At 64.6% G+C, this 23,831-nt stretch carries 19 protein-coding genes; 13 read left to right on the top strand and 6 right to left on the bottom strand.

The genetic code is table 11. The annotated features are described in order from the left end of the window. Positions 1-56 precede the first annotated feature (56 nt). Positions 57-1,058, bottom strand: coding sequence for an ABC transporter substrate-binding protein (locus YH62_RS02905; protein ID WP_046793011.1), 1,002 nt, complete (start codon positions 1,056-1,058; stop codon positions 57-59). Positions 1,059-1,361: 303 nt separating this feature from the next. Between YH62_RS02905 and YH62_RS02900 the strand changes: the two genes are divergently transcribed. The 7 genes from YH62_RS02900 (at position 1,362) to YH62_RS02870 (ending at position 8,959) form a co-directional block, all read left to right on the top strand. Beyond that, complete coding sequence (locus YH62_RS02900; protein ID WP_046792632.1) at positions 1,362-2,429, top strand: LacI family DNA-binding transcriptional regulator; 1,068 nt, start codon at positions 1,362-1,364, stop codon at positions 2,427-2,429. Further along, positions 2,426-3,448 carry an ABC transporter substrate-binding protein gene (locus YH62_RS02895; RefSeq protein WP_046792631.1) on the top strand — a complete coding sequence of 341 codons (1,023 nt, stop codon included), beginning with the start codon at positions 2,426-2,428 and terminating at the stop codon, positions 3,446-3,448. Before YH62_RS02900 ends, YH62_RS02895 begins: the two co-directional genes overlap by 4 nt. A 183-nt stretch (positions 3,449-3,631) precedes the next feature. Next, entirely contained in the window at positions 3,632-4,459 is an 828-nt protein-coding gene (locus YH62_RS02890; protein WP_046792630.1) for an ABC transporter permease, read from the top strand. Continuing rightward, positions 4,456-5,235 carry an ABC transporter permease gene (locus tag YH62_RS02885; protein WP_046792629.1) on the top strand — a complete coding sequence of 260 codons (780 nt, stop codon included), beginning with the start codon at positions 4,456-4,458 and terminating at the stop codon, positions 5,233-5,235. The genes YH62_RS02890 and YH62_RS02885 overlap by 4 nt, the downstream gene beginning before the upstream one ends. Continuing rightward, positions 5,228-6,253 carry an ABC transporter ATP-binding protein gene (locus YH62_RS02880; RefSeq protein WP_046792628.1) on the top strand — a complete coding sequence of 342 codons (1,026 nt, stop codon included), beginning with the start codon at positions 5,228-5,230 and terminating at the stop codon, positions 6,251-6,253. Before YH62_RS02885 ends, YH62_RS02880 begins: the two co-directional genes overlap by 8 nt. Positions 6,254-6,257: 4 nt before the next feature. Next, the gene (locus YH62_RS02875; RefSeq protein WP_046792627.1) at positions 6,258-7,178 is read left to right on the top strand and encodes a nucleoside hydrolase; all 921 of its coding nucleotides are present in this window, start codon (positions 6,258-6,260) and stop codon (positions 7,176-7,178) included. Continuing rightward, on the top strand, positions 7,175-8,959 hold the full coding sequence (locus tag YH62_RS02870) for an adenine deaminase (protein ID WP_046792626.1): 1,785 nt from the start codon (positions 7,175-7,177) through the stop codon (positions 8,957-8,959). The genes YH62_RS02875 and YH62_RS02870 overlap by 4 nt, the downstream gene beginning before the upstream one ends. Positions 8,960-8,968: 9 nt before the next feature. On the opposite strand, the gene YH62_RS02865 is transcribed toward YH62_RS02870, so the two are convergent. The 3 genes from YH62_RS02865 to pncA form a co-directional block, all read right to left on the bottom strand. After that, positions 8,969-9,283, bottom strand: a complete 315-nt coding sequence (locus YH62_RS02865) for an AzlD family protein (RefSeq protein WP_046792625.1) — start codon at positions 9,281-9,283, stop codon at positions 8,969-8,971. Position 9,284: 1 nt separating this feature from the next. Further along, a complete protein-coding gene (locus YH62_RS02860) occupies positions 9,285-10,004 on the bottom strand; it encodes an AzlC family ABC transporter permease (RefSeq protein ID WP_046792624.1) in 720 nt (239 codons plus the stop codon). Between the two features lie 118 nt (positions 10,005-10,122). Further along, entirely contained in the window at positions 10,123-10,749 is a 627-nt protein-coding gene (gene pncA / locus YH62_RS02855; RefSeq protein WP_046792623.1) for a bifunctional nicotinamidase/pyrazinamidase, read from the bottom strand. Between the two features lie 226 nt (positions 10,750-10,975). On the opposite strand from pncA, the gene YH62_RS02850 reads away from it, so the two are divergent. Both YH62_RS02850 and YH62_RS02845 read left to right on the top strand, forming a co-directional pair. Continuing rightward, entirely contained in the window at positions 10,976-12,199 is a 1,224-nt protein-coding gene (locus YH62_RS02850) for a YeeE/YedE family protein (RefSeq protein WP_046792622.1), read from the top strand. A 263-nt stretch (positions 12,200-12,462) separates the two neighbouring features. Continuing rightward, the gene (locus YH62_RS02845) at positions 12,463-13,788 is read left to right on the top strand and encodes a DUF2778 domain-containing protein (protein ID WP_052760332.1); all 1,326 of its coding nucleotides are present in this window, start codon (positions 12,463-12,465) and stop codon (positions 13,786-13,788) included. Between the two features lie 9 nt (positions 13,789-13,797). On the opposite strand, the gene YH62_RS02840 is transcribed toward YH62_RS02845, so the two are convergent. Then, positions 13,798-14,943, bottom strand: coding sequence for an amidohydrolase (locus tag YH62_RS02840; protein WP_046792621.1), 1,146 nt, complete (start codon positions 14,941-14,943; stop codon positions 13,798-13,800). A 130-nt stretch (positions 14,944-15,073) separates the two neighbouring features. Here YH62_RS02840 and YH62_RS02835 point away from each other — a divergent pair, with 130 nt between their 5' ends. Together YH62_RS02835 and YH62_RS02830 are read left to right on the top strand one after the other, a co-directional pair. Beyond that, positions 15,074-15,934: an NmrA family NAD(P)-binding protein gene (locus YH62_RS02835; RefSeq protein WP_046792620.1), complete on the top strand. Its 861-nt coding sequence runs from the start codon at positions 15,074-15,076 to the stop codon at positions 15,932-15,934. 76 nt (positions 15,935-16,010) lie between these two features. Continuing rightward, entirely contained in the window at positions 16,011-16,643 is a 633-nt protein-coding gene (locus YH62_RS02830) for a Pr6Pr family membrane protein (protein ID WP_046792619.1), read from the top strand. Between the two features lie 15 nt (positions 16,644-16,658). Here YH62_RS02830 and YH62_RS02825 read toward each other — a convergent pair whose 3' ends face one another. Continuing rightward, positions 16,659-19,145, bottom strand: coding sequence for a UvrD-helicase domain-containing protein (locus YH62_RS02825; protein WP_046792618.1), 2,487 nt, complete (start codon positions 19,143-19,145; stop codon positions 16,659-16,661). Positions 19,146-19,395: 250 nt separating this feature from the next. Here YH62_RS02825 and YH62_RS02820 point away from each other — a divergent pair, with 250 nt between their 5' ends. Further along, positions 19,396-20,583: an efflux RND transporter periplasmic adaptor subunit gene (locus YH62_RS02820; protein ID WP_046792617.1), complete on the top strand. Its 1,188-nt coding sequence runs from the start codon at positions 19,396-19,398 to the stop codon at positions 20,581-20,583. After that, complete coding sequence (locus YH62_RS02815; protein ID WP_046792616.1) at positions 20,580-23,750, top strand: efflux RND transporter permease subunit; 3,171 nt, start codon at positions 20,580-20,582, stop codon at positions 23,748-23,750. The genes YH62_RS02820 and YH62_RS02815 overlap by 4 nt, the downstream gene beginning before the upstream one ends. Positions 23,751-23,831: the final 81 nt, after the last annotated feature.

Genomic DNA, 23,831 nt, shown 5'->3' with positions numbered 1-23,831 from the left:
CAACGGAGAGGCGGCGCGATCGACATCACGCCGCCCGATCCAAGGTGTTGTTCAGGTCAGAGGGCGGCTTTGACTTTTTCCGCGGCCTCTGGCGAAACCCACGAGGTCCACAGAGCCTCGTTCTCACGGAGGAACTGCTTGGCGCCGTCCTCGCCGGTCGCCTGGTTGTTGGTCATCCAGGCCATCAGCTTGTTGACCGTATCGTTGGTCCAGGCGCGCTTGTTGAGATAATCCATGATCTCCGGCCCGGCGCGATCGGCGAAGCTCTTCGTGAGCAGCGTCTGCACCTTGTCCTTCGGCCAGTCGTTCGGCTTCGGATCGGGGCAGTCGGCCACGGTATTGCAGCGCTTCCATTCGGCCGCGTCATAAGGCACGCCGTGCTCGAGCTTCACCATCTCGTAGCGGCCGAGGAGGGCGGTCGGCGCCCAGTAATAGCCGACCCAGCCCTGCTTGGCTTCGTAGGCCTTGGCGATCGATCCGTCGAGGCCGGCCGCCGAACCGGTATCGACCAGCGTGAAGTTCGCCTTTTCCGCTTCATAGGCCTTGTAGAGCTGCGCGGTCGCCACCGTGCCGCCCCAGCCTGCCGGGCCGTTGAAGATCGCGCCCTTGCTGGAATCCTCCGGATCGGGGAAGAGTTCCGGATGCTTCAGCATGTCCTGGATGGTCTTGATGTCCGGATGGGCGTCGGCGAGGTATTTCGGTATCCACCAGCCCTGTACCGCGCCGTCCGAGAGCGCGACGGCCGCGCCCACGAGCTTGCCTTCGGTAATGCCGCGGCCGACGACCTCCGGCAGCAGGTCCACCCAACCCTCGGGCGCGAGGTCCGGCTGGCCCTTCTCCACCATGGAGGTGATGGTCGGCACGGTATCGCCCACGATGATCTCGGCATTGCAGCCGTAGCCTTCGTTGAGGATGAGCTTGTCGAGCGCGGCAAGAACTTCGGCGCTCTGCCAGTTCATGCTTGCGATCGTGACGTCTCCGCATTCGGCCGCGGAGGCCGGACTGCCGATGGCGAGAAGGCCCGCGGCAAGGCAGGTGGCTGCAAGGAGATGCTTCATTTTCGTTCCCTTCTGATTGTTGCAGGCCGTTTGACCGTTTTGGGCAGGTTTATTTCCTGCTCTTTTCCTCGGGTCGAGTTTTGCATGAAGGAAGAAGGACGCTGTTTCGTTTGCGCCCATGTTCTGCCTGTTTCCGCCAACGGAAAACTCATTCTTTTCAGGAACGTTACTCCGATGCGGCGGATGCGGGCGCGAAAAATGCCGGCGCAATAGTTCGGGAAACTTGCAGATTCGATTCGACAAGCGGGCGTTGTCGCGCTAGGCGGATTAAACGATTAATCACCTTCAAGCGCGGGCGCCGACGTGGACCGGTCGAAACCGAAATTGTCGAGGATTGCGGAAACGCTCGGCGTTTCCGTCGCGACCGTTTCGAATGCGCTTTCCGGCAAGGGCCGGGTCTCTCCCGAACTCGTGGAGCGCATCCGCGCCACCGCCGCCGAACTCGGCTATGTGCCGAGTGTCGCGGGGCGGGCGCTGCGCACCGGCCGCAGCGGGGTTCTCGGCCTCGTCCTTCCCGATATCGCCAATCCGCTCTTTCCGCAGATCGCCCAGGCGATCGAACATGCCGCGGCAAGCGCCGGCTACGGCGTGCTGATCGCCGACTCCCGCGGCGAGACCGCCATGCAGACGGAAGCGATCGGCAGGCTCATCGAGCGTGGCGTGGACGGCATGGTCGTCGTGCCCCGCCGCGGCACCCGCATCGTCGAGGCAAGCTGTCCCGTCGCCGTCATCGACAGCCCTTCGACGCCGGGCAATACGGTCGCCGCCGATCATTGGGAGGGCGGCAGGCAGATGGGGGGCCATCTGCGCGAGCTCGGCCATCGCAACGTGCTTCTCATCGGCCACAGCCCCGCCTCCAATGTGCAGAACGACCGCATCGGCGGGCTGAAGTCGGGTCTCGGCCGCGGCGCGGTCACGGAAACCCTCTGGATCGAAAAGCTGGAGGCGGCGGGCGGCGCGGGCTGTCCCCTCGGCCTCGTCGAGAAGGTGCGTAGTGGCGTCACCGCGGTCGCTACCCTTTCCGATCTCATCGCGCTTCGCGCGCTCACCGAATTGCAGGGTGCCGGCATCGCGGTTCCCCAGGCGGTCAGCGTCAGCGGCTTCGACGACCTCATCTGGTCCTCCGTCGTGACGCCGGGGCTCACCACCATGCGCATGGACATGGAAACGGTCGCCGAAATTGCCGTTGCGGCGCTGGTCGATACGATCGAGGCGGAGCGGCGCGGCGGTGAGGAACAGAAAATCCTCGGGCCCGTCTCGGCCGCCGTTCCGAAAGTTCCGATGGAACTGGTGATCCGCCACTCCACGGGTGTCGCAGGCATGGGATTGTCGCAAGCAAGAAACCGGACAGAAGGAGAACTCGCATCATGAAGAAGGTCATTCTCGCATCGGGCGTAGCCCTGATGCTCGGCATGGGCGCGGCGCACGCGCAGGAAAAGACGCTCACTATCTCCGTCTATGCTTTCGCGCAGGACGAGTTCAAGAAGATCGTCTACGATCCCTTCGAGAAGCTGTGCAGCTGCAAGCTGGTGGTGGAAACCGGAAACAGCGTCGAGCGGCTCGCCAAGATGGAGGCCAACAAGGCCAATCCGGTGGTCGACATGGCCGTCGTCTCGATGGCCGATGCGCTCGCCGCCACCCGCTCGGACCTCATCGAGAAGATCGACACCTCCAAGCTTTCCAACTTCGACAAGCTCTACGACATCGCCAAGGACCCGAACGGCGACGGTATGAGCGTCGGCTATACCTTCTATGCGACCTCCATCGCTTACCGCACCGACAAGATGAAGATCGAGTCCTGGGCCGATCTCCTGAAGCCGGAATATGTCGAGCACGTCGCCTTCCCGAATGTCACCACCAACCAGGGCCCGCCGGCGCTCTACATGCTGGGCCAGGCGCTCGGCAAGGATAGCCCGGACCTCAAGGGCGCGATCGAAGCCCTCGGCGAGAAGAAGGACGAGATCGTTACCTTCTACGTGAAGTCCTCGCAGCTCGTTCAGCTCATGCAGCAGGAGGAGATCTGGGCCGCTCCGATCGGCCGCTTCTCCTGGGCGCCCTTCACCAAGCTCGATCTGCCGATCGGCTGGGCGACGCCGAAGGAAGGCCAGACGGGCGGCATGAACGTCATGGTGCTGGCCAAGGGCTCCAAGAACCAGGAGCTTGCCCTGCAGTTCATGGATTTCTGGCTCTCCACCGAAGTCCAGGCGAAGCTCGCCGAAGCCCTCGTCGATAGCCCGGCCAACAAGGAAGTGAAGGTTTCCGACCAGGTCGCGAACAACATCACCTACGGCCAGGAAACCGCCGAGAGCCTGAAGCTGATCCCCTCAGACGTGGCGCTCGACAACCGCAATGCCTGGCTTTCCGAGTGGAACGCCAAGGTAGGGCAGTAAAGTCAGTTTTCCCCTCCCCAACCCCTCCCCACAAGGGGGAGGGGCTCTAGTGCCCCAAGGCTGCTGTTGAGCGGACGAGGGCGTCGCGGCTTGTTTTCTCCCCCCTTGTGGGGGAGATGGCCGGCAGGCCAGAGGGGGCACAAACGCAATTCCGTGCAGCGGGATGCAGGAGAAAGACGAGCGATGTTTCACAATAGAGCCGAAGCCATGGCACTTGCCCTGCCGGCGGCAGTCTTCGCGGCGGCAGTGTTTCTGCTGCCGGTGATCCTGCTGCTGGCGGAAGGCTTCAAGTCTGCGGAGGGCTGGAGCGCCGCCGCCTATACCGGCTTCTTTTCCGAGCCGATCAACCAGACGGTCTTCTGGCGGACATTGAGGCTTGGCGCCATCGTCACCGTCGTCTCAGCGGTGATCGGCTATGCGGCTGCATTTGCGATCGTCAATCTGAAACCCGGCACCAAGGGCCGCATGATCGGCCTCGTCATCCTGCCCCTGATGATTTCGCCGGTTGCGCGCACCTATGCCTGGATCGTCATTCTCGGGCGCACCGGCATCGTCAATCAGGCGCTGCAGGGATTGGGGCTGACGGACGGGCCGCTGCGCATCCTGTTCACCGAGACGGCAGTCTTCATCGGTCTCCTTCAGCTCTTTCTGCCGCTGATGATCATCTCGCTGATCTCGGCGCTCGAGAACATGCCGCGCGATGCCGTTCCGGCCGCCCGCGTGCTCGGCGCCAACTGGTTCCAGGTCTTCTGGAAAGTCATCTTGCCGCTCACCAAGGAGGGTGTGGTGATCGGCGGAACGCTGGTCTTCACCGGTTCGCTCACCGCCTATATCACGCCCGCCATTCTCGGCGGCTCCAAGGTGCTGATGCTGGAAACGCTGCTCTATCAGCAGGTCAGCGTCGCCAATGACTTCGTCTCGGCAAGCGTCATCGCGCTGATCCTGATCGTCATGAGCTTCGCCGCCAATCTGCTCCTGAAGCGCGTCGCAACCGCGAGGAACAACCGATGATCCAGCGCCTCTTCGCTCCCTTTGCGCTCTTCCTGGTGATCGGCTTCCTGATCGGGCCCTTCCTCATCATCGTCGCAGCGTCCTTTTCCGCGGGCGAAACGCTCGCCTTCCCGCCGCAAGGCTTTTCGCTCCGCTGGATCGCCAAGGTCTTCACAGTCGAAAGCTTCCGCGACAGCTTCGCGACCTCGATGATGCTCGCGATCGGCGGCACATTCTGCGCGCTGGTACTCGGCATTCCCGCAGCCTATGCCATGTCGCGCTACAAGCTGCCGCTCTCCGAAACCGTCCGCACCATCGTCTCGGCGCCGGTCATCGTGCCGGGCATCATCGTCGGTCTGGCGCTCTTGCGCTATTTCGTCGTGCCCTTCGGCATCGGCATCACACCGGCTCTGTTCCTCGCCCATACAGCGCTCGTGCTGCCCTATGCGGTGCGCGTGGTTTCCGCGAGCCTTGCGAACCTCCGTTCCGATATTGAGGAGGCGGCCGTGCTGCTCGGGTCCTCGCGGCTCGGCGCCTTCTTCCGCGTGGTGCTGCCGAATATCCGCGGCGGCATTCTTTCCGCCTTCATCCTGGGCTTCGTCACCAGCTTCAATCAGGTGCCGGTCTCGCTCTTCCTCTCCGGGCCCGGTGTGCGCACCCTGCCGATCGATATGATCGCCTATATGGAGATCGTCTTCGATCCGTCGGTGGCCGCGCTTTCCTCGCTGCTCGCCTTCATGTCCATCGGCATCGTCTTCCTTGCCGAACGTTTCCTTGGATTCTCCCGCTATGTCTGATCTCGATTTCCTGAGCCTCGAAAAGTTGACGCTCGCCTATGGCGACAGCATTGCGGTGAAAGAGCTCGACCTTTCCATCCGCAAGGGCGAGCTCGTCGCCTTCCTCGGTCCGTCGGGCTGCGGCAAGACGACCACGATGCGGGCGATCGCCGGCCTGCTTGCACCTGCCTCCGGCCGTATCCGGCTCGATGGTGCCGATATCACCCGCGTCTCGGCCAACAGGCGTTCGGTCGGGCTGGTCTTCCAGTCCTACGCGCTTTTCCCGCATCTGAGCGTCTTCGAGAACGTCGCTTTCGGTCTGCGGCTCAAGAAGCTGCCCGCCGCCGACATCGAAAAGCGCGTCAATGCCGGCCTGAAGTCGGTTGGCCTGACGAGCTTCGCCTCGCGCAAGCCCGCCGAGCTTTCCGGCGGCCAGCAGCAGCGCGTGGCGCTCGCCCGCTCGATGGTCATGGAGCCGAAGGTTCTGCTTCTCGACGAACCGCTTTCGAACCTCGACGCCCGCCTGCGCCTCGAAATGCGCACCGAACTCCAGCGTGTGCAGAAGGAGACCGGCGTGACGATGATCTTCGTGACCCACGACCAGGGCGAGGCGCTGTCGCTCGCAGACCGGATCGTCGTCATGAAGGGCGGCACGATCGAGCAGATCGGCACGCCGGAGGAAATCTATAACCGCCCGGCTTCCGCCTTCGTGGCGGATTTCGTCGGCTTCGAGAACATATTCGAGCTTTCCGGCGGAAAGCTGAAGGCCGCTAACGGCCTGGCGGAGCTTCCCGGACCGGTCCCCTCAGCGGCGGGACTGGCCTGGCGGCCGCGCATGGTGACCCTCGGATCAGGTCCTTTCCGGGGCACCGTGCGCGGCGCATCCTTCTCCGGCGACAGCCGCGAATACCTGCTCGATACGCCGCTTGGGCCCATCAAGGCCGAAATCGACGCGAGCCTGCCTGCCCACGCACCGGATACCGAGCTCGCCTTCGATCTTCCGGTCGAAAAGGCGGCGGAACTCAAGCGGTTCGGCTGATCCGATGGGCGTCTGGATCGATACCGACATGGGCTTCGACGACATCGCCGCAGTGATGGTCGTCCTGGCATCGGGCGAGACGGTGGACGGCGTTTCGCTGGTCTTCGGCAATGCCACGCTTGCCCAGGTGGAAAAGAATGCCGCCGGGGCATCGCAAGCCTTCGGCTGGCGGTTTCCCGTCCATCGCGGTCGCGCGGCGCCGGTTCTCGGCCGCATCGAGACCGCCGAGAGCGTGCTCAGCGCGGCGGGCATGCCGACCGCCGGCCTGCATCTGCCGCAGGTCCCCGTGCCGGAACTGGGGGATGCCTTTTCCGCTCTCTGCCTTTGGCTGGAAGGCGAGGGGCCGCGCCGCATCCTGGCGCTCGGTCCGCTCACCAATATCGCGGTGCTGACACTTGCCCGCCCCGATCTGGCGGCAAGGATTACAGAGATCGTCTGGATGGGCGGCGGCGTGACCAGCGGCAATCACACGGCTTCGGCCGAATACAACGCCTTTGCCGATCCCGAGGCCTTGGCCATCGTACTGGCGCACGGCATTCCCTTCCGCATGGTCGATCTCGATCTTTGCCGCAAGGTGTTGGCCGGCCCGGATGACGTCCTCCCCATACGCGAGGCCGGCGGCCGCAACGCCGCTTTGGTCGCCGATCTGCTGGAAGGGTTCATCGGGATCGCCACCAGCCGGGGCAGGGCGGCGATGTCGCTCTACGATGCCGTCGCGGCCGTCGCCTTCGTCTGTCCCGAAGCGGTGACATGGCGTGAAGCACGGCTCGATGTCGAACTTGCCGGCGCGCTCACCCGCGGCCGCACCATTTTGGAAACACGGCCCGGAAAGGCCGAATTCAACGCTGCCTACGGAGCGGATATCGATGCCGGCCGGGCACGCACGATGATTTTGGATGCCCTGAGAATGGAGGCAGGCCGATGAAGGGAATGATCGCGACCGTTTGCGAGTTCAACGATCCGCAACTGCGCGAGCGCGCGGTCGAGGCGGCGAGGGGCGATGCGCCCTTCGATGTGCTGATTGCCGGCGGTACGCTGGTGGACATGGTGACGGGTGAATTGCGCCGCGCCGATATCGGCCTTGTCGGGCCGCTGATCGCCAGCGTCCATGAAGCCGGCAGCCGCGCCGACGCGGCGGAAACCGTCGATGCCGGCGGGGCCTTCGTCTCGCCCGGCCTCATCGATACGCATATGCATGTCGAAAGCTCCATGGTCACGCCGGCAAACTATGCGGCGGCGGTATTGCCGCGGGGCGTCACCACCATCGTCTGGGACCCGCACGAATTCGGCAATGTCTACGGCGTCGATGGCGTGCGCTGGGCGGTCGAGGCGAAGAAGAAGCTGCCGCTGCGCGCCGTCATGCTGGCGCCCTCCAGCGTGCCCTCCGCGCCGGGGCTCGAAATGGCCGGCGCCGATTTCGATGCCGATGTCATCGAGGAAATGCTGCTATGGCCGGAGATCGGCGGCCTTGCGGAAATGATGAACATGCGCGGCGTCATCGAGCGCGATCCCCGCATGACCGATATCGTCCAGGCGGCGCTCACCTCGGAAAAGCTGATCTGCGGCCATGCGCGCAGCCTCGCCGGCGGCGATCTCCAGGCTTTCATGACCGCCGGGGTCACGTCGGATCACGAGCTGGTCTCGGGCGGCGATCTGCTGGCCAAGCTGCGCGCTGGCCTGACGATCGAGCTGCGCGGCTCGCACGATCACCTTCTGCCGGAATTCGTCGAGGCGCTGAACAAGCTCGGCCATCTGCCGCAGACGGTGACGCTCTGCACCGACGACGTGTTCCCCGACGATCTCTACCATCAGGGTGGATTGGACGACGTGGTGCGCCGGCTGGTGCGCTACGGCATGAAGCCGGAATGGGCGCTGCAGGCCGCCACCTTCAACGCCTCCCGCCGCATCGGCCGGGCCGATCTCGGTCTCATCGCCGCCGGACGGCGGGGAGATATCGTCCTCTTCGAGGATCTGACGGATTTTCGCGTGCGCGAGGTTTTCGTCAGCGGCAGGCGGGTCGCCAAGGGCGGAAACATGGTCGTGGAGCTGACCGCCGCGGACCCGATGCCGCTTCGCGATTCCGTGAAGCTCCAGCCTTTGCGGGAAGAGGATTTCCGGTTGCGCGCGGAAGGCCGCAAGGTTCGCCTCGCGACGATCGACCAGCCGCGATTCACTTGCTGGGGGCAGACGGATGCGGATGTCGTCGACGGTTACGTGGTACCCCCGGAGGGAACGGCGCTGATTGCCGTGACCCACCGCCACGGCCGCGCCGACAGCCGCACCCGTCTTGGCTTCCTGAGGGGTTGGGGCGCCTGGCGCGGAGCTTTCGCCACCACCGTTTCGCATGACAGCCACAATCTCGCGGTGTTCGGCGGCAACCCCCGTGACATGGCGGCGGCCGCCAATGCGGTGATCGAGGCGGGCGGCGGCCTGGCGGTCGCTTCCGCCGGCAAGGTCGATGCGATTTTGCCCCTGCCACTGGCGGGCCTTGTTTCCGAAGCCGGATTGAAGGAGGTCTCCGAAGGCTTTTCGGCGATCCGCGCGGCGGTGGACCGCATCGTGGACTGGCAGCCGCCCTACCTGGTCTTCAAGGCCTGCTTCGGCGCGACGCTTGCCTGCAATGCCGGGCCGCACCAGACCGATCGCGGCATTGCCGATGCCACGACGGGTCGCCTTCTGGAATGCCCTATCCTGGAAACGCTCTGAGAGGGCTCGTCAGAAGCCCAGAAGGTGGCGGCAGACCATTGCCGCCGCCCAGCCGGCAGCGAGCATGATGAGGCCGGGGTAACGCAGCGCCACGAGAAGGGCTGCCCCCATGGCGATCTTCACGTCCCAGCCGCCGGTAAAGAAGGCAGGTGCCACGAGCGTCGCCAGAACCGCGGCGGGCACCGCATTCAGTGCCGCTTCCATGCGCGGCGGAATGGTTTTCATGCGCGTGATCAGCACATAGCCGCCGATGCGCGTGAGGAAAGTCGCGACCGCGGCGGCGGCGATCAGCAGCACCATGCCCATGCTGGAATGGTCTTCCATCTCAGGCCTCCGTCTCGCTTGCGGGCTCGCCCTCGGGTTCGGAAGCCGGCAACGGCAGAAGCGCGGCGACGATGATGCCGACGACCGCGCCGATGCTGACATGCCAGGGGGAGCCGACGAAATGGTAGCCGAGGACGGAGCCCAGCACGCTTGCGAGCACGACCGGGTAGAAGCCGGGCTTGCTGCGGAAGCCGAGCACCAGGCCGAGGAAGTATATCGGCAGCAGCACGTCGATGCCGAGCGTCCTCGGATCGCCGATCATCCGGCCGAAATAGGCGCCGACGACGCTGAAGAACAGCCAGGGAAAATAGATCGCGGCCCCGAAGCCGAGATACCAGATGAAGCTGACACCGCGCCCGTCCTCGCCGCGCCGCACGCTTTCGGCGAATTGCGGATCGGTCAGCAGGAAGAAGGTCAAGAACTTCTGGACGGGCGAAAAATGCCGGATGAAGCGGGCGATCGCGGCCGAATAGAGCACATGCCGGAAGTTCACGGCGAAGACGGACAGCACCACCAGCCAGGGCGCGACGTTCTGCCCGAAGAGCTCGATGCCGACGAGCTGGCTGGCGCCGGCATAGACGACGGCGCTCATCAGCCCGGCCTCGGCGACTGAAAGCCCGTTATCGACGGCCACGGCGCCGAAGAGCACTGCAAACGGTGCGGAAGAGAGCGCGATGATGGCTCCGCCCCTGACGCCTTCTAGAAGATCGCTGCGGTTCATGGGAATACCTCTGGCGCAGCGTTTAAGCGTCAAGCGTGCCGGAGGCAATTCAATTGGGCTGATGGATCTATCGATTCCGCTGAAGCATGCCGCCGATCCTGTTGCGCCGGCGGCCCGCTCAGGAGCGCAGGATATCCCGGCTCGTCAGGATGGTCACACCCTTGGCCTCCATCTCGGCGATCGCCTGTTTCACGCCTTTCGGATCGATGCCGCGGCTCGCGTCCTTGATGAAACGCACCTTCACGTCCGGGAGCATTTCCAGCGCGTCGAGCGCTGAAAACTTCACACAGTAATCGGTGGCCAGCCCGCAGAGATCGAGTTCGGTCACCTGCTGGGCCCTGAGATAGTTGGCAAGTCCCGTCACCGCCGCCCGGTCGTTGTCGCGGAAGGCGGAATAGCTGTCGATCGCCGGGTTCTCGCCCTTCTGCTGAATGAAGTCGATGGCGTCCGTGTTGAGATCGGGATGGAAATCCGCATCCGCCGTTTCCTGCACGCAGTGATCCGGCCACATCATCTGCGGCTGGCCGGAAAGCTCGCCCATCTCGAACGGCTTCTTGCCTGGATGCCGGGAGGCGAAGCTGCCATGGTTCTCCGGATGCCAGTCCTGCGAGGCGACGATCAGGTCGTAGCCGCCGTCCTCGATCAGCCGGTTCACGATCGGCACGATCTTGTCGCCTTCGGGCACGGGCAGATTGCCGCCGGGGCAGAAACCGTTCTGGATGTCGATCAGGAGCAGGGCCTTCATCGCGCTTCCTCCAAATTCCCTTGCTTGCGCGTAAGATGACAAGCCATGCGTCGAGGATCAAGCTCTAAGGGCAATCGGGGGTGGTTCCCTCGACATAAGGAAGCTTTTTAGGCGTGGGCGGCGAAGACGGAAAGACGAATCCGCATGCTTGGCGGAGGTTGAAACCTCGTTCCTCGCGAGGCTTGGACGCGGCGTTTATACACACTCCAAAGATTGGAGTTTCATCATGTCCGTTTCGTCTTCCATCGAGCCGCGTGCCGCCGGCCTGCCTCCGCTCGGCGCGCCAGGACTTGCAGCACTCGCGGCGCTCGTTGTCGGCACTCTGTTGCTCGGGCTCTATTACGGCCCCGTTCAAGGTGTGCTGTTCCTGATCGGCGGCGCGCTCGGCATTTCGCTTTATCATGCGGCCTTCGGCTTTACCTCCGCCTGGCGCGTCTTCATCGCCGAGGGCAGGGGACGGGGGCTCCGCGTGCAGATGATCCTGCTCGCCATCGCCGTCATCCTGTTCTTCCCGGCGCTCGCCAATGGCGTGCTCTTCGGCAACGAGGTGCGCGGCTCGGTTTCGCCCGCCGGTCTCGGCGTCATCGTCGGCGCCTTCATGTTCGGCCTCGGCATGCAGCTTGGCGGCGGCTGCGCCTCCGGCACGTTGTTTACCGCCGGCGGCGGTAATGCCCGCATGCTGGTCACGCTCTTCTTCTTCATCCTAGGCTCTGTTCTCGCCACCATCCATTTCGACTGGTGGGTGAGCCTGCCGTCGCTGCCGCCGACCTCGCTCGTCACCAGCTTCGGCGCGGCGGGTGGCATCGCCGTCTCGCTTCTGATCTTCGCGGCGATCGCGGCTCTAACCGTGTGGATCGAGAAAATCCGTCACGGCACGCTCGAAAAGGAACCCGCATCGCCGCGCGAAGGCTTTGCGCGCTTCCTGCGTGGTCCCTGGCCGCTGGTGTTCGGCGCGGTCGCGCTGGCGCTTCTCAACTTCGCCACCCTGGCGCTCGCCGGCCGGCCCTGGGGCATCACCTCGGCATTCGCGCTCTGGGGCGCCAAGGGTGCACAGGTGATCGGCATAGACCCCACCGCCTGGACCTATTGGCAGACACCCGCCAACGCCAAGGCGCTCGCCGGCAGCGTCTTTGCGGATGTCACCTCGGTCATGGATTTCGGCATCGTCGCCGGCGCCATGCTGGCTGCAGCACTCGCTGGCCGCTTTGCGCCGAGCCTCGATATTCCGCTGCGCTCGATCCTCGCCGCGGTCATCGGCGGGCTCCTGCTCGGTTACGGCGCGCGCATCGCCTATGGCTGCAATATCGGGGCCTATTTCTCCGGCATCGCGTCGGGCAGCCTGCACGGCTATCTCTGGGCGGTCGCAGCCTTCGCGGGCAATGTGCTCGGCGTCAAGCTTCGTCCATGGTTCTTCATGGAGCGCGCCACCATCCGCAGGATCGACGGCTAAGCCGTCTGCCCCGGCCTCATCAGCCGCTCCGAATGCTCCGCTGACACCTCCCCGCCGCATTTTCGCTAAATTTTGGGCAATTTGCGGCTGTATTCGCGATTCCGAAAATATTGACAGGGCGGCGTATCACATCGGGGCGGTGTAAACACATTGGTTACCATACTCGTTCATTCTCATGCGTATTCGCCCGTTTCCCCGCCGTTCGCGGGGGCCGCGAGAAAAGCGGCGGGCATCGGTGTGAGTGACGGTACGGGTAACGGGTGATGGTGCGTTCGATCCAGGTTTCCAAGAACAGCGGACATATGCAGGTAACGGGTCCGCGCCGCAGGAACCCCCGCCGCTCGCTTCTGACGAACATGGTCATCGGGACCGGCCTCGTCGTCGCGACGCTGATGACGGCAAGCGTCGTGACGCTCGCCATGTCGGTCAGGGGCGCTTCCAGCGTCGGCTTCGAAACCGCTCTGGTGCGGCCGCTCGCAGCTCCACCCGTGGCCTCGGATCGGCATCTCGAAGTTTCCAAGTTCTCACGGCTGGAAAACCGCTTCGCCGCCGCACCCAAGGCAGCCCGTCTTGAAGGGGCCGAACTTGCAGCCCTGAATGCGCGCCGCCCGGAGACCGCCGTCGTCAGGCAGAACCTGGAAGTGGCTTTCGCGCGCGCCGCCCATGAGGAGAAATTCGCCGAGCTTGCGGCGAGCCGGCCCGAAGCAAAGACCATCAAGGCGGCGCTCGCTCCCGCCATGGCAAGCCTCGTCGTAGTCGCGCCGCGTGGTGCATCGGCGCCGGATCTGGTTCAGGAAGCCGCGCCGCCGGTGAGCGTCGCGGAACTCGAGAACATGCCGCCAGTCGAAATGGCAGCCCTTGAGGAAGCGCCCGCGATCGTAGAGGAACCCGCTCCCGCTCCCGCTCCCGCTCCTGCTGACGCCAGCGGTCTGCCGATGGCCGGCCCGCTGCCCGACACGCGTCCGGCAGCCGCTCCGAAGCCTGCGACCGCCAACGCGCTGGCCGCGATCGACCAGGTCGCGCCGCAGAAGCCCCGCAAGGTGGAGAAGGACAAGGACGACGAGCCGACCGCGCTTGCCTTCGCAAAGCCGAACAATCCGATGCGCGAAGAGCCCGCGGCTCCAGCACCCAAATGGCCGGGAATCGGCAGCAAGGTCGCCATCTACGACATCACCAACGGCGTCGTGCACATGCCGAACGGCACGAAGCTCGAGGCCCATTCCGGCATCGGCAAGATGCGCGACAACCCGAAATACACGCATGTGAAGATGAACGGCCCAACGCCTCCCGGCACCTACAGACTGTCGATGCGCGAAAAGCCCTTTCATGGCGTCGCCGCCATCCGCCTGACCTCCGTCGACGGCAAGCATCCGCAGGGCCGCACCGGCCTCCTGGCGCACACCTATCTCCTGCGCTCCAATCCCGGCGATTCGCACGGCTGCGTCGCGTTCAAGAACTACGACAAGTTCCTGGCCGCCTTCCGCCGCGGCGAGGTCACCCATATGGTCATCGTGCCCGAACATGACGGCCGCCGCCCCGGCAGGAGCAACAACCTGCTGGTCAACCTCTTCGGCGGCCGCGACACGTAACGTATTGGGTCAGCCGAGAATATCCCGGCCTACGCGCATGAACACGCTCGCGCCGATCGGGATCAGCTCGTCCGGAAAATCGTAATTGGGATTGTGCACCGCCGGCATGTTCTCGCCCGCGCCGAGGAAGAACATGGCCGATCTGGAGACCGCGCCGAAACGGCCGAAATCCTCCGACGCCCGCAGCGCTTCGCCGTCCTCGTGGCTCACCTTTTCCGCATCCATTGCGGCGCGCAGCAGCCTCGTGGCCTCCGCGTCGTTTTCGCAATGGCCGAAGATGTCGTGATATTCCATCTGGCACTGGAGCCCGCCGGCCGCGGCTGCGTCGCTGGCCAACGTCTCCGCCGCCGCGACGAGCGCCTCCATCTGTCCGTCCGTCATGGTGCGTAGCGTCACCCATAGCTCGGCCCGTCCCGGCGCAATCCCGAAGGCCGGTTCGCCGATCGAGGCATGCGTCACGGTCGCAAGCACGAGATCGCCGGCGGCGACCGTGCCTCTGCTCAAGCCCGTGAGCGCCGGCATCAGGCTTGCGACGGCAGGCGCGGGAGAAATGCCGGTTTCGGGCATGGAGGCATGCGCCGTCCTGCCTTCGAGCACGATCTTCAGGCCCCGCGAGGCGCAATTGGCCGTGCCCTCCTTCAGCCAGGCATGGCCAAACGGCAGGCCCGGCATATTGTGCAGGGAGAAAGCGTAATCGGGCCGCAGTTCGGCAAATTTCTCGTCGGCGATCACCGCCGCCGCGCCCGCGCCGGTTTCCTCGGCCGGCTGGAAGAGCAGGATCGCCCGCCCGCGCTCCGGCCGTTTCCGGCCGAAGGCCCGGCCGAGTGCCGCGAGCGTCGCCATATGCCCGTCATGCCCGCACATGTGACCCTTGCCGGGAATGCGCGAACGATGTTCCGGCTGGCCCAATTCCTCGATCGGCAGCGCGTCGAGCTCGGCGCGGAACATCACCGTCGGCCCCGGCTTTCCGCTGTCGTAGATCACCGCCACGCCCGTGCCGCCGAGACCGGAGACCACGCGGTCCGGCCGCGTCTCGCCAAGAAAGGACATGACCTCGGCGGCGGTCGCCACCTCTTGCCCCGAAACCTCCGGCATGGTGTGCAGCTTCCGCCGCCATGCGGTCAGTTCGATCACGTCCTGATTGGTGAGCTGCATCGGCGTCCTCCGTATTTTTGCGTGCAGGAAGAGGTATCCGTCCACGAAGGCAGGCGCAATGCCGATCCCTGCGCGCAGGGAACCCTGGCGGCTGTGGAGAATTCCTTCTTGAACCCAGGAGGAGGACCCGATGCACATCATTCTTGGTGGAACCGGCCATGTGGGATCTGTGGCGGCCGAGACGCTTCTTTCGCGCGGCGAGCCGGTGACGATCGTTGCGCGGCATCCCGAAAAGGCGGATCGGCTGCGCCGCAAGGGCGCGGAAATCGCGGCCGCGGATGTCCATGACACCGAAGCGCTCCGAAAAATCCTTCGAAAGGGCGGGCGCCTTTATGCGCTCAATCCGCCCGCGCCGCCATCGAGCGATACGGACGCCGAGGAGAAGGCGACGATCGCCTCGATCCTCGCGGCAATCGAGGGCTCAGGGCTGGAAAAGGTCGTCGGCCACTCCACCTATGGCGCCCAGAAGGGCGAAGGGATCGGTGATCTCGGCACGCTTTACGGGCTGGAGGAGGGGCTGAAGCGGCAACCGATCCCGGCAAGCATCCTTCGCGCGGCCTACTATATGAGCAATTGGGATTTCGCGCTGGAAGCGGCGCGGGCAGAGGGCGTGCTGAATACCTTCTTCCCGGAGGATCATCGCTTGCCGATGGTGGCTCCGCAGGATTTGGGTGAGGCGGCGGCCGATCTGATGATGGAGCCGGCCGAGCAGGCTCGGCTGCTGCATGTGGAGGGGCCCGAGCATTACTGCCCGGCCGATGTCGCTGCGGCTTTTGCCGAAGTTCTGGGAAGGCCGGTCAGGACCGTCACCACGCCGCGCGAAGAATGGGAGCGGGCTTATCGCGCGCTCGGCTTTTCCGATGCGGCCGTGAAATCCTATGCGGGCATGACGGGGCTGACGCTGGACGCGCCGATGCGGCCTGCGAACGGGGTGAGGCGGGGAAGGATGACGCTACGGGACTATGTGAGAGGGCTTGTCTCGCCAGGCTGATTCCAGGAGATGAAATGTTCCGGCCGATCGTGTAGAAGGTTGCAGAGGAATCTCCTCTCAACTGCGGGAGAACTGAATGCTCACGGAACGCGCATCCGCCCTGTCGCGAATGGCTGCCGCGGCAATCGCGATTTCCGCCTGGCTCGGCCTCCTGATCGAGTTGCGCACGGTGATAGTGAATGGGGCAAGTCTGGCCGGTGCGCTCTGGGCGATCTTCGGCTATTTCACGATCATCACGAATTTCCTGGTCGCCATCGTCTTCAGCCACATCGCCATCGCGGGACTTCGCCCGAAAGATAGCTGGCGGGTCGGCGGTTTGGCGCTCAGCATCATGCTGGTCGGGGTCGTCTTCGCTCTTCTGCTGCAAGGGCTGCGGGAGCTTCAAGGCGCGCGCCTCCTCGCGGATTTCCTGCTGCACCGGCTCAATCCGGTCCTCGTTCCGCTGTTCTGGCTGCTCTTCGTTCCCAGGAACGCGCTCACCTTCCGTGCGCCGTTCCAGTGGATGCTCTATCCGCTTCTCTATTTCGCCTACGGCACCATCCGCGGCCGGGCGCAAGGCTCCTATGCCTATCCCTTCCTCGATGTCGGCGCTCTCGGATGGACGCAGGTTCTTCTCAACGCGGTGATGATAGCGATCGGTTTTCTGGTCGTCGGGGCGACAATGGTCTGGCTCGACAGGCGGATTGCGGCACCCGCCGCACCGGAATGATGTGGAAACAGCCTATCAGACCCTCTCCACAAACCCGTCCAGCACCCGCTTCTGGCCGGCCTTGTCGAAATCGATGGTGAGCTTGTTGCCCTCGATGGCCGAGATATTGCCGTTGCCGAACTTGATGTGGAACACCCGGTCGCCGATGGAGAATTTGGACGGCGTGTCGGCCACGGATTTCGCCACGAGCTCGCCTTCGATCGTGCGCCCGCGCGGGCCGCTCTCGCCATAGCCGATCCGCTCCACCGCATGGCCAGAGCGGGTGCCCCAATTGTCGCGGGTGGCATCCGTGCGGTTCGCTTGAGCGCGCCGCCAGCCGGGCGTCGAATAGCTGTTGGCGAACGGTTCCGCCTTGTCGAAACGCGATTGGCCATAGCCGCCGCGCCCACCATAACCGCCGTAACTGTTGTCGGAGGCGGCGACCTCCACATGGGAGGGCGGCAGCTCGTCGAGGAACCGTGAGGGCATGGTGGATTGCCAGAGCCCGTGGATGCGGCGGTTCGAGACGAACCAGATATGGCAGCGGTGCTTGGCGCGGGTGATGCCCACATAGGCCAGCCGCCGCTCCTCTTCGAGCCCCGAACGCCCGCCTTCGTCCAGCGCCCGCTGGTGCGGAAAGAGGCCTTCTTCCCAGCCGGGCAGGAAGACCGTGTCGAATTCCAGCCCCTTGGCCGAATGCAGCGTCATGATCGAGACCGCATCCATGTCCTCGTTCTGCTCCGCCTCCATCACCAGCGAGACGTGTTCGAGGAAGCCGCGCATGCTCTCGAAAGCCTCCATGGAACGGATGAGTTCTTTCAGGTTTTCGAGCCGTCCCGGTGCTTCCGCCGATTTGTCGTTCTTCCACATGTCGGTATAGCCGGACTCTTCGAGGATCTGCTCGGCAAGCTCTAGATGAGTAACTGCTTCAAGCTTTTGCTGCCAGTTCCTGAAGTTTTGCACGAGGTCGAACAGGGCCTTGCGCGCCTTCGGCTTCAGCTCGTCCGTCTCTATGATTTCGGAAGCCGCTGCCAGCATCGGGATGTCGCGGGCACGGGCATAGTCGTGCAGATAGCGCACCGTGGTATCGCCCAGCCCACGCTTCGGCGTATTGACGATCCGCTCGAAGGCGAGGTCGTCGGCCGGCTGGCAGGTCAGGCGGAAATAGGCCATGGCGTCGCGGATTTCGAGCCGCTCGTAGAAGCGCGGACCGCCGATGACGCGGTAGTTGAGGCCGAGCGTCACGAATCGGTCTTCGAATTCGCGCATCTGGAACGAGGCGCGCACCAGGATCGCCATGTCGTTCAGGGCGTGCTTCTTGCCGCCGCTATTGCCATTGCCGTCGCCCCGCTGCAGCCGCTCGATCTCCTCGCCGACGGCGCGGGCCTCTTCTTCCGAGTCCCAGGCGGCGTGCACGATCACCTTCTCGTCGTCCGGATCGACCCGGTCGGTGAAGAGCGTCTTGCCGAGCCGGCCCTCGTTATGGGCGATCAGATGGCCGGCCGCGCCGAGAATGTGCTCGGTGGAGCGGTAGTTGCGCTCCAGCTTGATGACCTTGGCGCCCGGAAAATCCTTCTCGAAGCGCAGGATGTTGTCCACCTCCGCGCCGCGCCAGCCGTAGATCGACTGGTCGTCGTCGCCGACGCAGCAGACGTTTTGGGCCACGCCCTTCGGCCGTTGCGCGAGCAGCCTCAGCCACATGTACTGCGCCGTGTTGGTGTCCTGATATTCGTCCACCAGGATGTAGCGGAACCTGTCGTGATAGTCCTTCAGCACGTCCGGGTTCTGGCGGAAGATCGCGATCGGATGCAGCAGCAGATCGCCGAAATCACAGGCATTGAGGCTTTTGAGCCGCGCCTGGTAGGCGGCGTAGAGTTCGCGTCCCTTGCCGTTGGCAAACGCCCGCGCGTCTCCCTCCGGAATGTCCTTCGGCAAGAGCCCCTTGTTCTTCCAGCCGTCGATCATGCCGGCGAACTGACGGGCGGGCCAGCGCTTGTCGTCCAACCCCTCGGCCTGGATGAGCTGCTTGATGAGCCGGATCACGTCGTCCGTGTCGAGAATGGTGAAATCGGAGCGAAGCCCCGCGAGCTCCGCATGCCGGCGCAAAAGCTTGACGCCGATCGAGTGGAAGGTGCCGAGCCAGGGCATGCCTTCGACCGCGCCGCCGACGAGCACGCCGATGCGCTCCTTCATCTCGCGCGCCGCCTTGTTGGTGAAGGTGACGGCCAGCATCTGTGAAGGGAAGGCGCGGCCGGTGGCGAGGATATGGGCGATGCGGGTGGTCAGCACGCGCGTCTTGCCAGTACCGGCGCCGGCGAGCACCAATACGGGCCCGTCCAGCGTCTCCACCGCTTCGCGCTGTTCCGGGTTGAGACCGGAGAGATAATCCGGCGCGGCGCGGCGCTGGTCGCGGGCCGCCATGGCGCGGGCGGCGATGCCGAGGCCGCCGGCCGCCGGCTCGGGATTTTTGCGCGGCGCGGGTTCCTCGTCGAAGAACGGGATGTCGTCGAAACTGTTAGTCATGCGGCCAATGTAGTGATTCGAGCCTGAAAGGCTAGAAAATGTTCCTCTTTTATTCCCAATCTCTCCACAAGGAGCGGCTAAATTGTGGAGAGACTGCTTCCGGACTCTCGTAGGTCGTCCGACCCTGGACTTTTCACGGGTAAATTACATTTCCGTAAGGTTGTCGATCCGCCATTGCCTGCGCGCCCGCAAAAATGGATACTTGGCCGGAAAATCAAGGCTTTTGCGCGCGCCCGACCCGGAGAACTGAATGCGGATTTGGAAACAGCTTGTACTCGGCATGGCTATACTTGCCGGAGCGCTCTGTCTCTGGGTTTTCCTGGTGCCGAGCGCCGGGGGGATTTTGGCGAAGATCGGCGTGCCGGGCCAGGTGGTTGCCGCTATCCGTCCGGAACAAGGCGGTCAGGCTGCCTCGCCGGAGAACGAGCCCGACGCACCGCGTCAGGGTGGGACCCAAGGTGCAGGGCAGGGCGGTGGAAACCGCGCGACCACGGTGGCGATCCGTCCCGTTGCGACCGGCACCGTCAACGACCGCTTCTCCGCGATCGGCAGCGGCGAGGCCATCCAGTCGGTCGTCGTCATGCCGCAGTCCATCGGAACCATCTCGGAGATCATGGTCCGCTCCGGCGAGAAGGTTAAGAAGGGCCAGGTTCTCGCCCGCCTCGACGATGACGAGCAGATCATCGAGCGCGACAAGGCGCGGGTGACGCTGCAGAGCGCCACGGAAAAATCCGCCTCCTACAGAAATCTCCGGTCGGTCTCCCGCCTCGACGTCCTGGATGCGCAGATCGCCGAGCAGTCGGCCAAGCTCGCCCTTGCCACCGCCGAGCTCAACCTGAAGCGCCGCGATATCACCGCGCCGATCGACGGCATTACCGGCATCGTCGCGGTCAATATCGGCGACAACGTCACCACCCAGACCAACATAGTGACGATCGACGACCGTTCCGCCATCCTCGTCGATTTCTGGGCCCCGGAACGGTTTGCGACTGCCGTTACCGCCGGCCTGCCGGTGGAGGCGACCTCGATCGCCCGTCCGGGCAAAGTCTTCTCCGGCGCGGTCGAGTCGATCGACAACCGTGTCGATGCCGCGAGCCGCACCATGCGCATCCGCGCCCGCGTCGATAATGCCGAAGACGAGCTGCGCGCCGGCATGTCCTTCAGTGTCTCCATGCGCTTCCCCGGCGAGACCTATCCCACGGTCGATCCGCTGGCCGTCCAGTGGGATGGCGAGGGCTCCTATGTCTGGCAGGTCCAGGACGGCAAGTCGGTGAAGGCCCGCGTGCGCATCATCCAGCGCAATCCGGATTCGGTCCTCGTGGAGGCCGCGTTGAAGGAGGGCGATCCCGTCGTGGTGGAAGGCCTGCAGCGCGTGCGTGAAGGCGGCGCGGTCCGCGTTCTCGGAGCCCCGGCATCGGCGGAGGTGGCGAGCCAATGAAGATAGAGGTTCCCCCGACCGGCCCGATCCCGGGCGAGGAGAAATCCAGCCAGACCTTCACTGCGCTCTTCGTCCGCCGCCCGATTCTCGCGGCGGTGCTCAACACGCTGCTCGTGGTCGCCGGACTTGCCGCGCTCTTCGGCATTGAGGTCCGCGAGCTGCCGGATGTCGATCAGCCCGTCATCACGGTGCGCACCAATTACGACGGCGCATCGCCGCAGACCATGGACCAGGAGGTGACCCAGGTCATCGAGGGGGCGGTGGCGCGCGTCAGCGGCCTGAAGGCGATTTCCTCGCAGTCGCAGTTCGGCTCCAGCCGCGTGACGCTGGAATTCTCCGATTCCGTCGATCTTTCGGAAGCCGCCAACGACACGCGTGATGCGATCGGCCGCATCACCAACCAGCTGCCGGATGACGCCGACGATCCCCGCATCGTGAAAGCGGATTCCGATTCCGAAGCCATCATGCGGCTTGCCGTCACCTCCAGCAAACTTTCGATGGACGACCTGACCCAGCTCGTCGACAACGAGATCGTCGACCGTCTGGCGGCGGTCGAGGGCGTGGCCGATGTCGAGCTTTACGGCGACCAGGAGAAGGTCTTCCGCGTCGACGTGAACCAGGCGGCACTCGCCGGCCGCGGGCTGACGGTGGGCGATGTCTCGAATGCGCTCGAAAGTGCGGCCCTCGACGTTCCGGCCGGCTCACTGAAGAGCACGACGCAGGACATCGTGGTGCGCGCCACCGCCAACCTCACCACGCCACATGATTTCGAAAACGTCCTCATCAGTCCCAACGTGCGCCTGCGCGACGTCGCGACCGTGAGCCTCGGTCCGGACGACGGCACGACGGTGCTGCGCTCGAACGGCGTGCAGGGCGTCGGCCTCGGCATCATCCGCCAGGCCCAGTCGAACACGCTGAACATTTCCGAAGGCGTCAAGACCGCCGTCGCCGAGATGCAGTCGATCCTTCCCGAGGGCACGCGGATTGCGGTCACCAGCAACGACGCCGTCTTCATCGAGGGCGCGCTGCACGAGGTGGAGATCGCCCTCCTGCTCTCGGCGACCGTCGTCGTCGTCGTCATCTACCTCTTCCTGCGGGATTGGCGCGCGACGCTCATTCCGGCGCTCACCATGCCCGTGGCGCTGATCGGCACCCTGATCGCGATGTATCTGGTCGGCTTCTCGATCAACATCCTCACGCTGCTGGCGATCGTGCTGGCGACCGGCCTTGTGGTGGACGATGCGATCGTTGTCTTGGAAAACATCGTCCGGCGGCGGTCGGAGGGCATGGGGCCGCGTGCCGCGGCCGTCCTCGGCACCCAGGAAGTCTTCTTCGCCGTCATCGCCACCACGGCGACGCTGGCGGCCGTGTTCATTCCGCTCTCCTTCCTGCCCGGCCAGATCGGTGGCCTGTTCAAGGAATTCGGCTTCGTGCTCGCCTTTGCCGTCGCGCTGTCTTCCATCACCGCGCTGACCCTTTGCCCGATGCTGGCCTCGCGCATGCTGGTAAAGCCGATCAAGGAAAAGCACGGGCCGCTGCATTGGTTCGGCCAGAAGTTCGCCCGCCTCTATGCCTCGGCGCTGCACTCCTGCCTGAACGCTCCGCTCGTCGTCATCGTCGTTGCGGTGCTCTTCTCGGTCGCCGCCTATAACGTCTTCGGTCTGGTCAAGAGCGAGATCACGCCGCGCGAGGATCGTTCCATGGTGATGATGCGGGCCACGGCTCCGCAGGGCGTCAGCCTGGATTACACGCGCGACCAGCTTCAGCGTGTCGAGGAGAACCTGAAGCCGCTGGTGGATTCGGGCGAGATCCAGAATATTTTCTCGATTTCCGGTTTCGGCAGCAACAAGAACAGCGGCTTCATGGTGCTGACACTCGCGCCCTGGGACGAGCGCGACCGCACGCAGGATCAGATCGTCGCCGACATCAATGCGGCCGCCCAGCGAGTGCCGGCACTGCGCGGCTTTGCCATGCAATCGAACAGCCTGCGCATCCGCGGCGCCGGCAACGGCCTGCAGATGGCGCTGGTCGGTCACGACTATGAAAAGCTGACGGCGGCTGCGCAGCAGCTCGTGCGCGAGATGGAGGATACGCAGCTCTTCGATACGCCGCGCCTCACCAACGAGCCGACCCAGGCGCAGCTCTCCGTCACGATCGATCGCGAGCGTGCCTCCGATCTCGGCATCGATATCACGGGGCTCTCGACCGCGCTTCAATCGCTGCTGGAGGGCCGGTCTGTCGTGGATGTCTTCGTCGGCGGCGACGCGCTGCCGGTGAAGCTCACCTCCACCACGCGGCCGATCGACGATCCGACCGATCTCGAAAACATCTTCCTGAAGACGGGCGACGGCAAGATCGTGCCGATGTCGACGATTGCGACGTTGAAGGAAAACGCGGTCGCCCCGCAGCTCAACCGCGAACAGCAGCTCGCTTCCGTCTCGATTTCCGCAGGCCTTCGCGACGGTGTTTCGCTCGGCCAAGCGGTCAACGAGGTGACGGCACTTGCCGAGCCGCTGTTGCCGCCGGGCTCCAGGCTGATGCCGCTCGCCGAAGCCAAGACGCTGGGCGAGAATTCGAACGCCATGCTGATGACCTTCGGCTTCGCGATCGCCATCATCTTCCTGGTGCTGGCCGCGCAGTTCGAAAGCGTGCTTTCCTCGATCATCATCATGTCCACCGTTCCGCTCGGGCTCGCCTGCGCCGCGATCGCGCTGGTGGTCACCGGCTCGAGCCTCAACGTCTACAGCCAGATCGGCCTCGTGCTCCTGGTGGGCGTCATGGCCAAAAACGGCATCCTGATCGTGGAATTCGCCAACCAGCTTCGCGATCACGGCGCGAGCGTTCGCGAGGCGATCGAGAAGGCCTGCTCCATCCGCCTTCGCCCGGTCATGATGACGATGATCGCGACCGTCATCGGCGGCGTGCCGCTGGTGCTGGCCCAGGGGGCTGGCGCCGAAGCGCGCATCGCGCTCGGCTGGGTCATTGTCGGCGGCCTCGGCTTCGCCACGCTGGTGACGCTCTTCATCACCCCGGTCGCCTATCTCCTGATTGCTCGCTTCGCCACCCCGCACGCCCATGATGAGCATCGGCTTCATCAGGAACTCGCCAATGCGGCCCGCGCCCGCAAGCTGGACGAGGACGAGCGCCCGCTGCTTGCGGCGGAGTAGGTGTTTTCGTTTGAGATATACCCGGCGAGTAAGTGGGGCACGCCGGCACTACATCCTCCCGTCATTCCTGTGCTTGTCACA

Origin of the sequence: Rhizobium sp. LC145 (assembly GCF_001005825.1) — a bacterium.
Lineage (GTDB): Bacteria > Pseudomonadota > Alphaproteobacteria > Rhizobiales > Rhizobiaceae > Neorhizobium.
The sequence above is the reverse complement of the archived record's forward strand: the minus strand, read 5'-3'. Positions and strand labels throughout refer to the sequence as shown.

Bases quoted from the DNA above. Each gene is read 5' to 3' on its own strand.
- YH62_RS02905 (WP_046793011.1), bottom strand. From the start codon at position 1,058: ATGAAGCATCTCCTTGCAGCCACCTGCCTTGCCGCGGGCCTTCTCGCC.
- YH62_RS02895 (WP_046792631.1), top strand. From the start codon at position 2,426: ATGAAGAAGGTCATTCTCGCATCGGGCGTAGCCCTGATGCTCGGCATG.
- YH62_RS02890 (WP_046792630.1), top strand. From the start codon at position 3,632: ATGTTTCACAATAGAGCCGAAGCCATGGCACTTGCCCTGCCGGCGGCA.
- YH62_RS02885 (WP_046792629.1), top strand. From the start codon at position 4,456: ATGATCCAGCGCCTCTTCGCTCCCTTTGCGCTCTTCCTGGTGATCGGC.
- YH62_RS02880 (WP_046792628.1), top strand. From the start codon at position 5,228: ATGTCTGATCTCGATTTCCTGAGCCTCGAAAAGTTGACGCTCGCCTAT.
- YH62_RS02875 (WP_046792627.1), top strand. From the start codon at position 6,258: ATGGGCGTCTGGATCGATACCGACATGGGCTTCGACGACATCGCCGCA.
- YH62_RS02870 (WP_046792626.1), top strand. From the start codon at position 7,175: ATGAAGGGAATGATCGCGACCGTTTGCGAGTTCAACGATCCGCAACTG.
- YH62_RS02865 (WP_046792625.1), bottom strand. From the start codon at position 9,283: ATGGAAGACCATTCCAGCATGGGCATGGTGCTGCTGATCGCCGCCGCC.
- YH62_RS02860 (WP_046792624.1), bottom strand. From the start codon at position 10,004: ATGAACCGCAGCGATCTTCTAGAAGGCGTCAGGGGCGGAGCCATCATC.
- pncA (WP_046792623.1), bottom strand. From the start codon at position 10,749: ATGAAGGCCCTGCTCCTGATCGACATCCAGAACGGTTTCTGCCCCGGC.
- YH62_RS02850 (WP_046792622.1), top strand. From the start codon at position 10,976: ATGTCCGTTTCGTCTTCCATCGAGCCGCGTGCCGCCGGCCTGCCTCCG.
- YH62_RS02845 (WP_052760332.1), top strand. From the start codon at position 12,463: ATGGTGCGTTCGATCCAGGTTTCCAAGAACAGCGGACATATGCAGGTA.
- YH62_RS02840 (WP_046792621.1), bottom strand. From the start codon at position 14,943: ATGCAGCTCACCAATCAGGACGTGATCGAACTGACCGCATGGCGGCGG.
- YH62_RS02835 (WP_046792620.1), top strand. From the start codon at position 15,074: ATGCACATCATTCTTGGTGGAACCGGCCATGTGGGATCTGTGGCGGCC.
- YH62_RS02830 (WP_046792619.1), top strand. From the start codon at position 16,011: ATGCTCACGGAACGCGCATCCGCCCTGTCGCGAATGGCTGCCGCGGCA.
- YH62_RS02825 (WP_046792618.1), bottom strand. From the start codon at position 19,145: ATGACTAACAGTTTCGACGACATCCCGTTCTTCGACGAGGAACCCGCG.
- YH62_RS02820 (WP_046792617.1), top strand. From the start codon at position 19,396: ATGCGGATTTGGAAACAGCTTGTACTCGGCATGGCTATACTTGCCGGA.
- YH62_RS02815 (WP_046792616.1), top strand. From the start codon at position 20,580: ATGAAGATAGAGGTTCCCCCGACCGGCCCGATCCCGGGCGAGGAGAAA.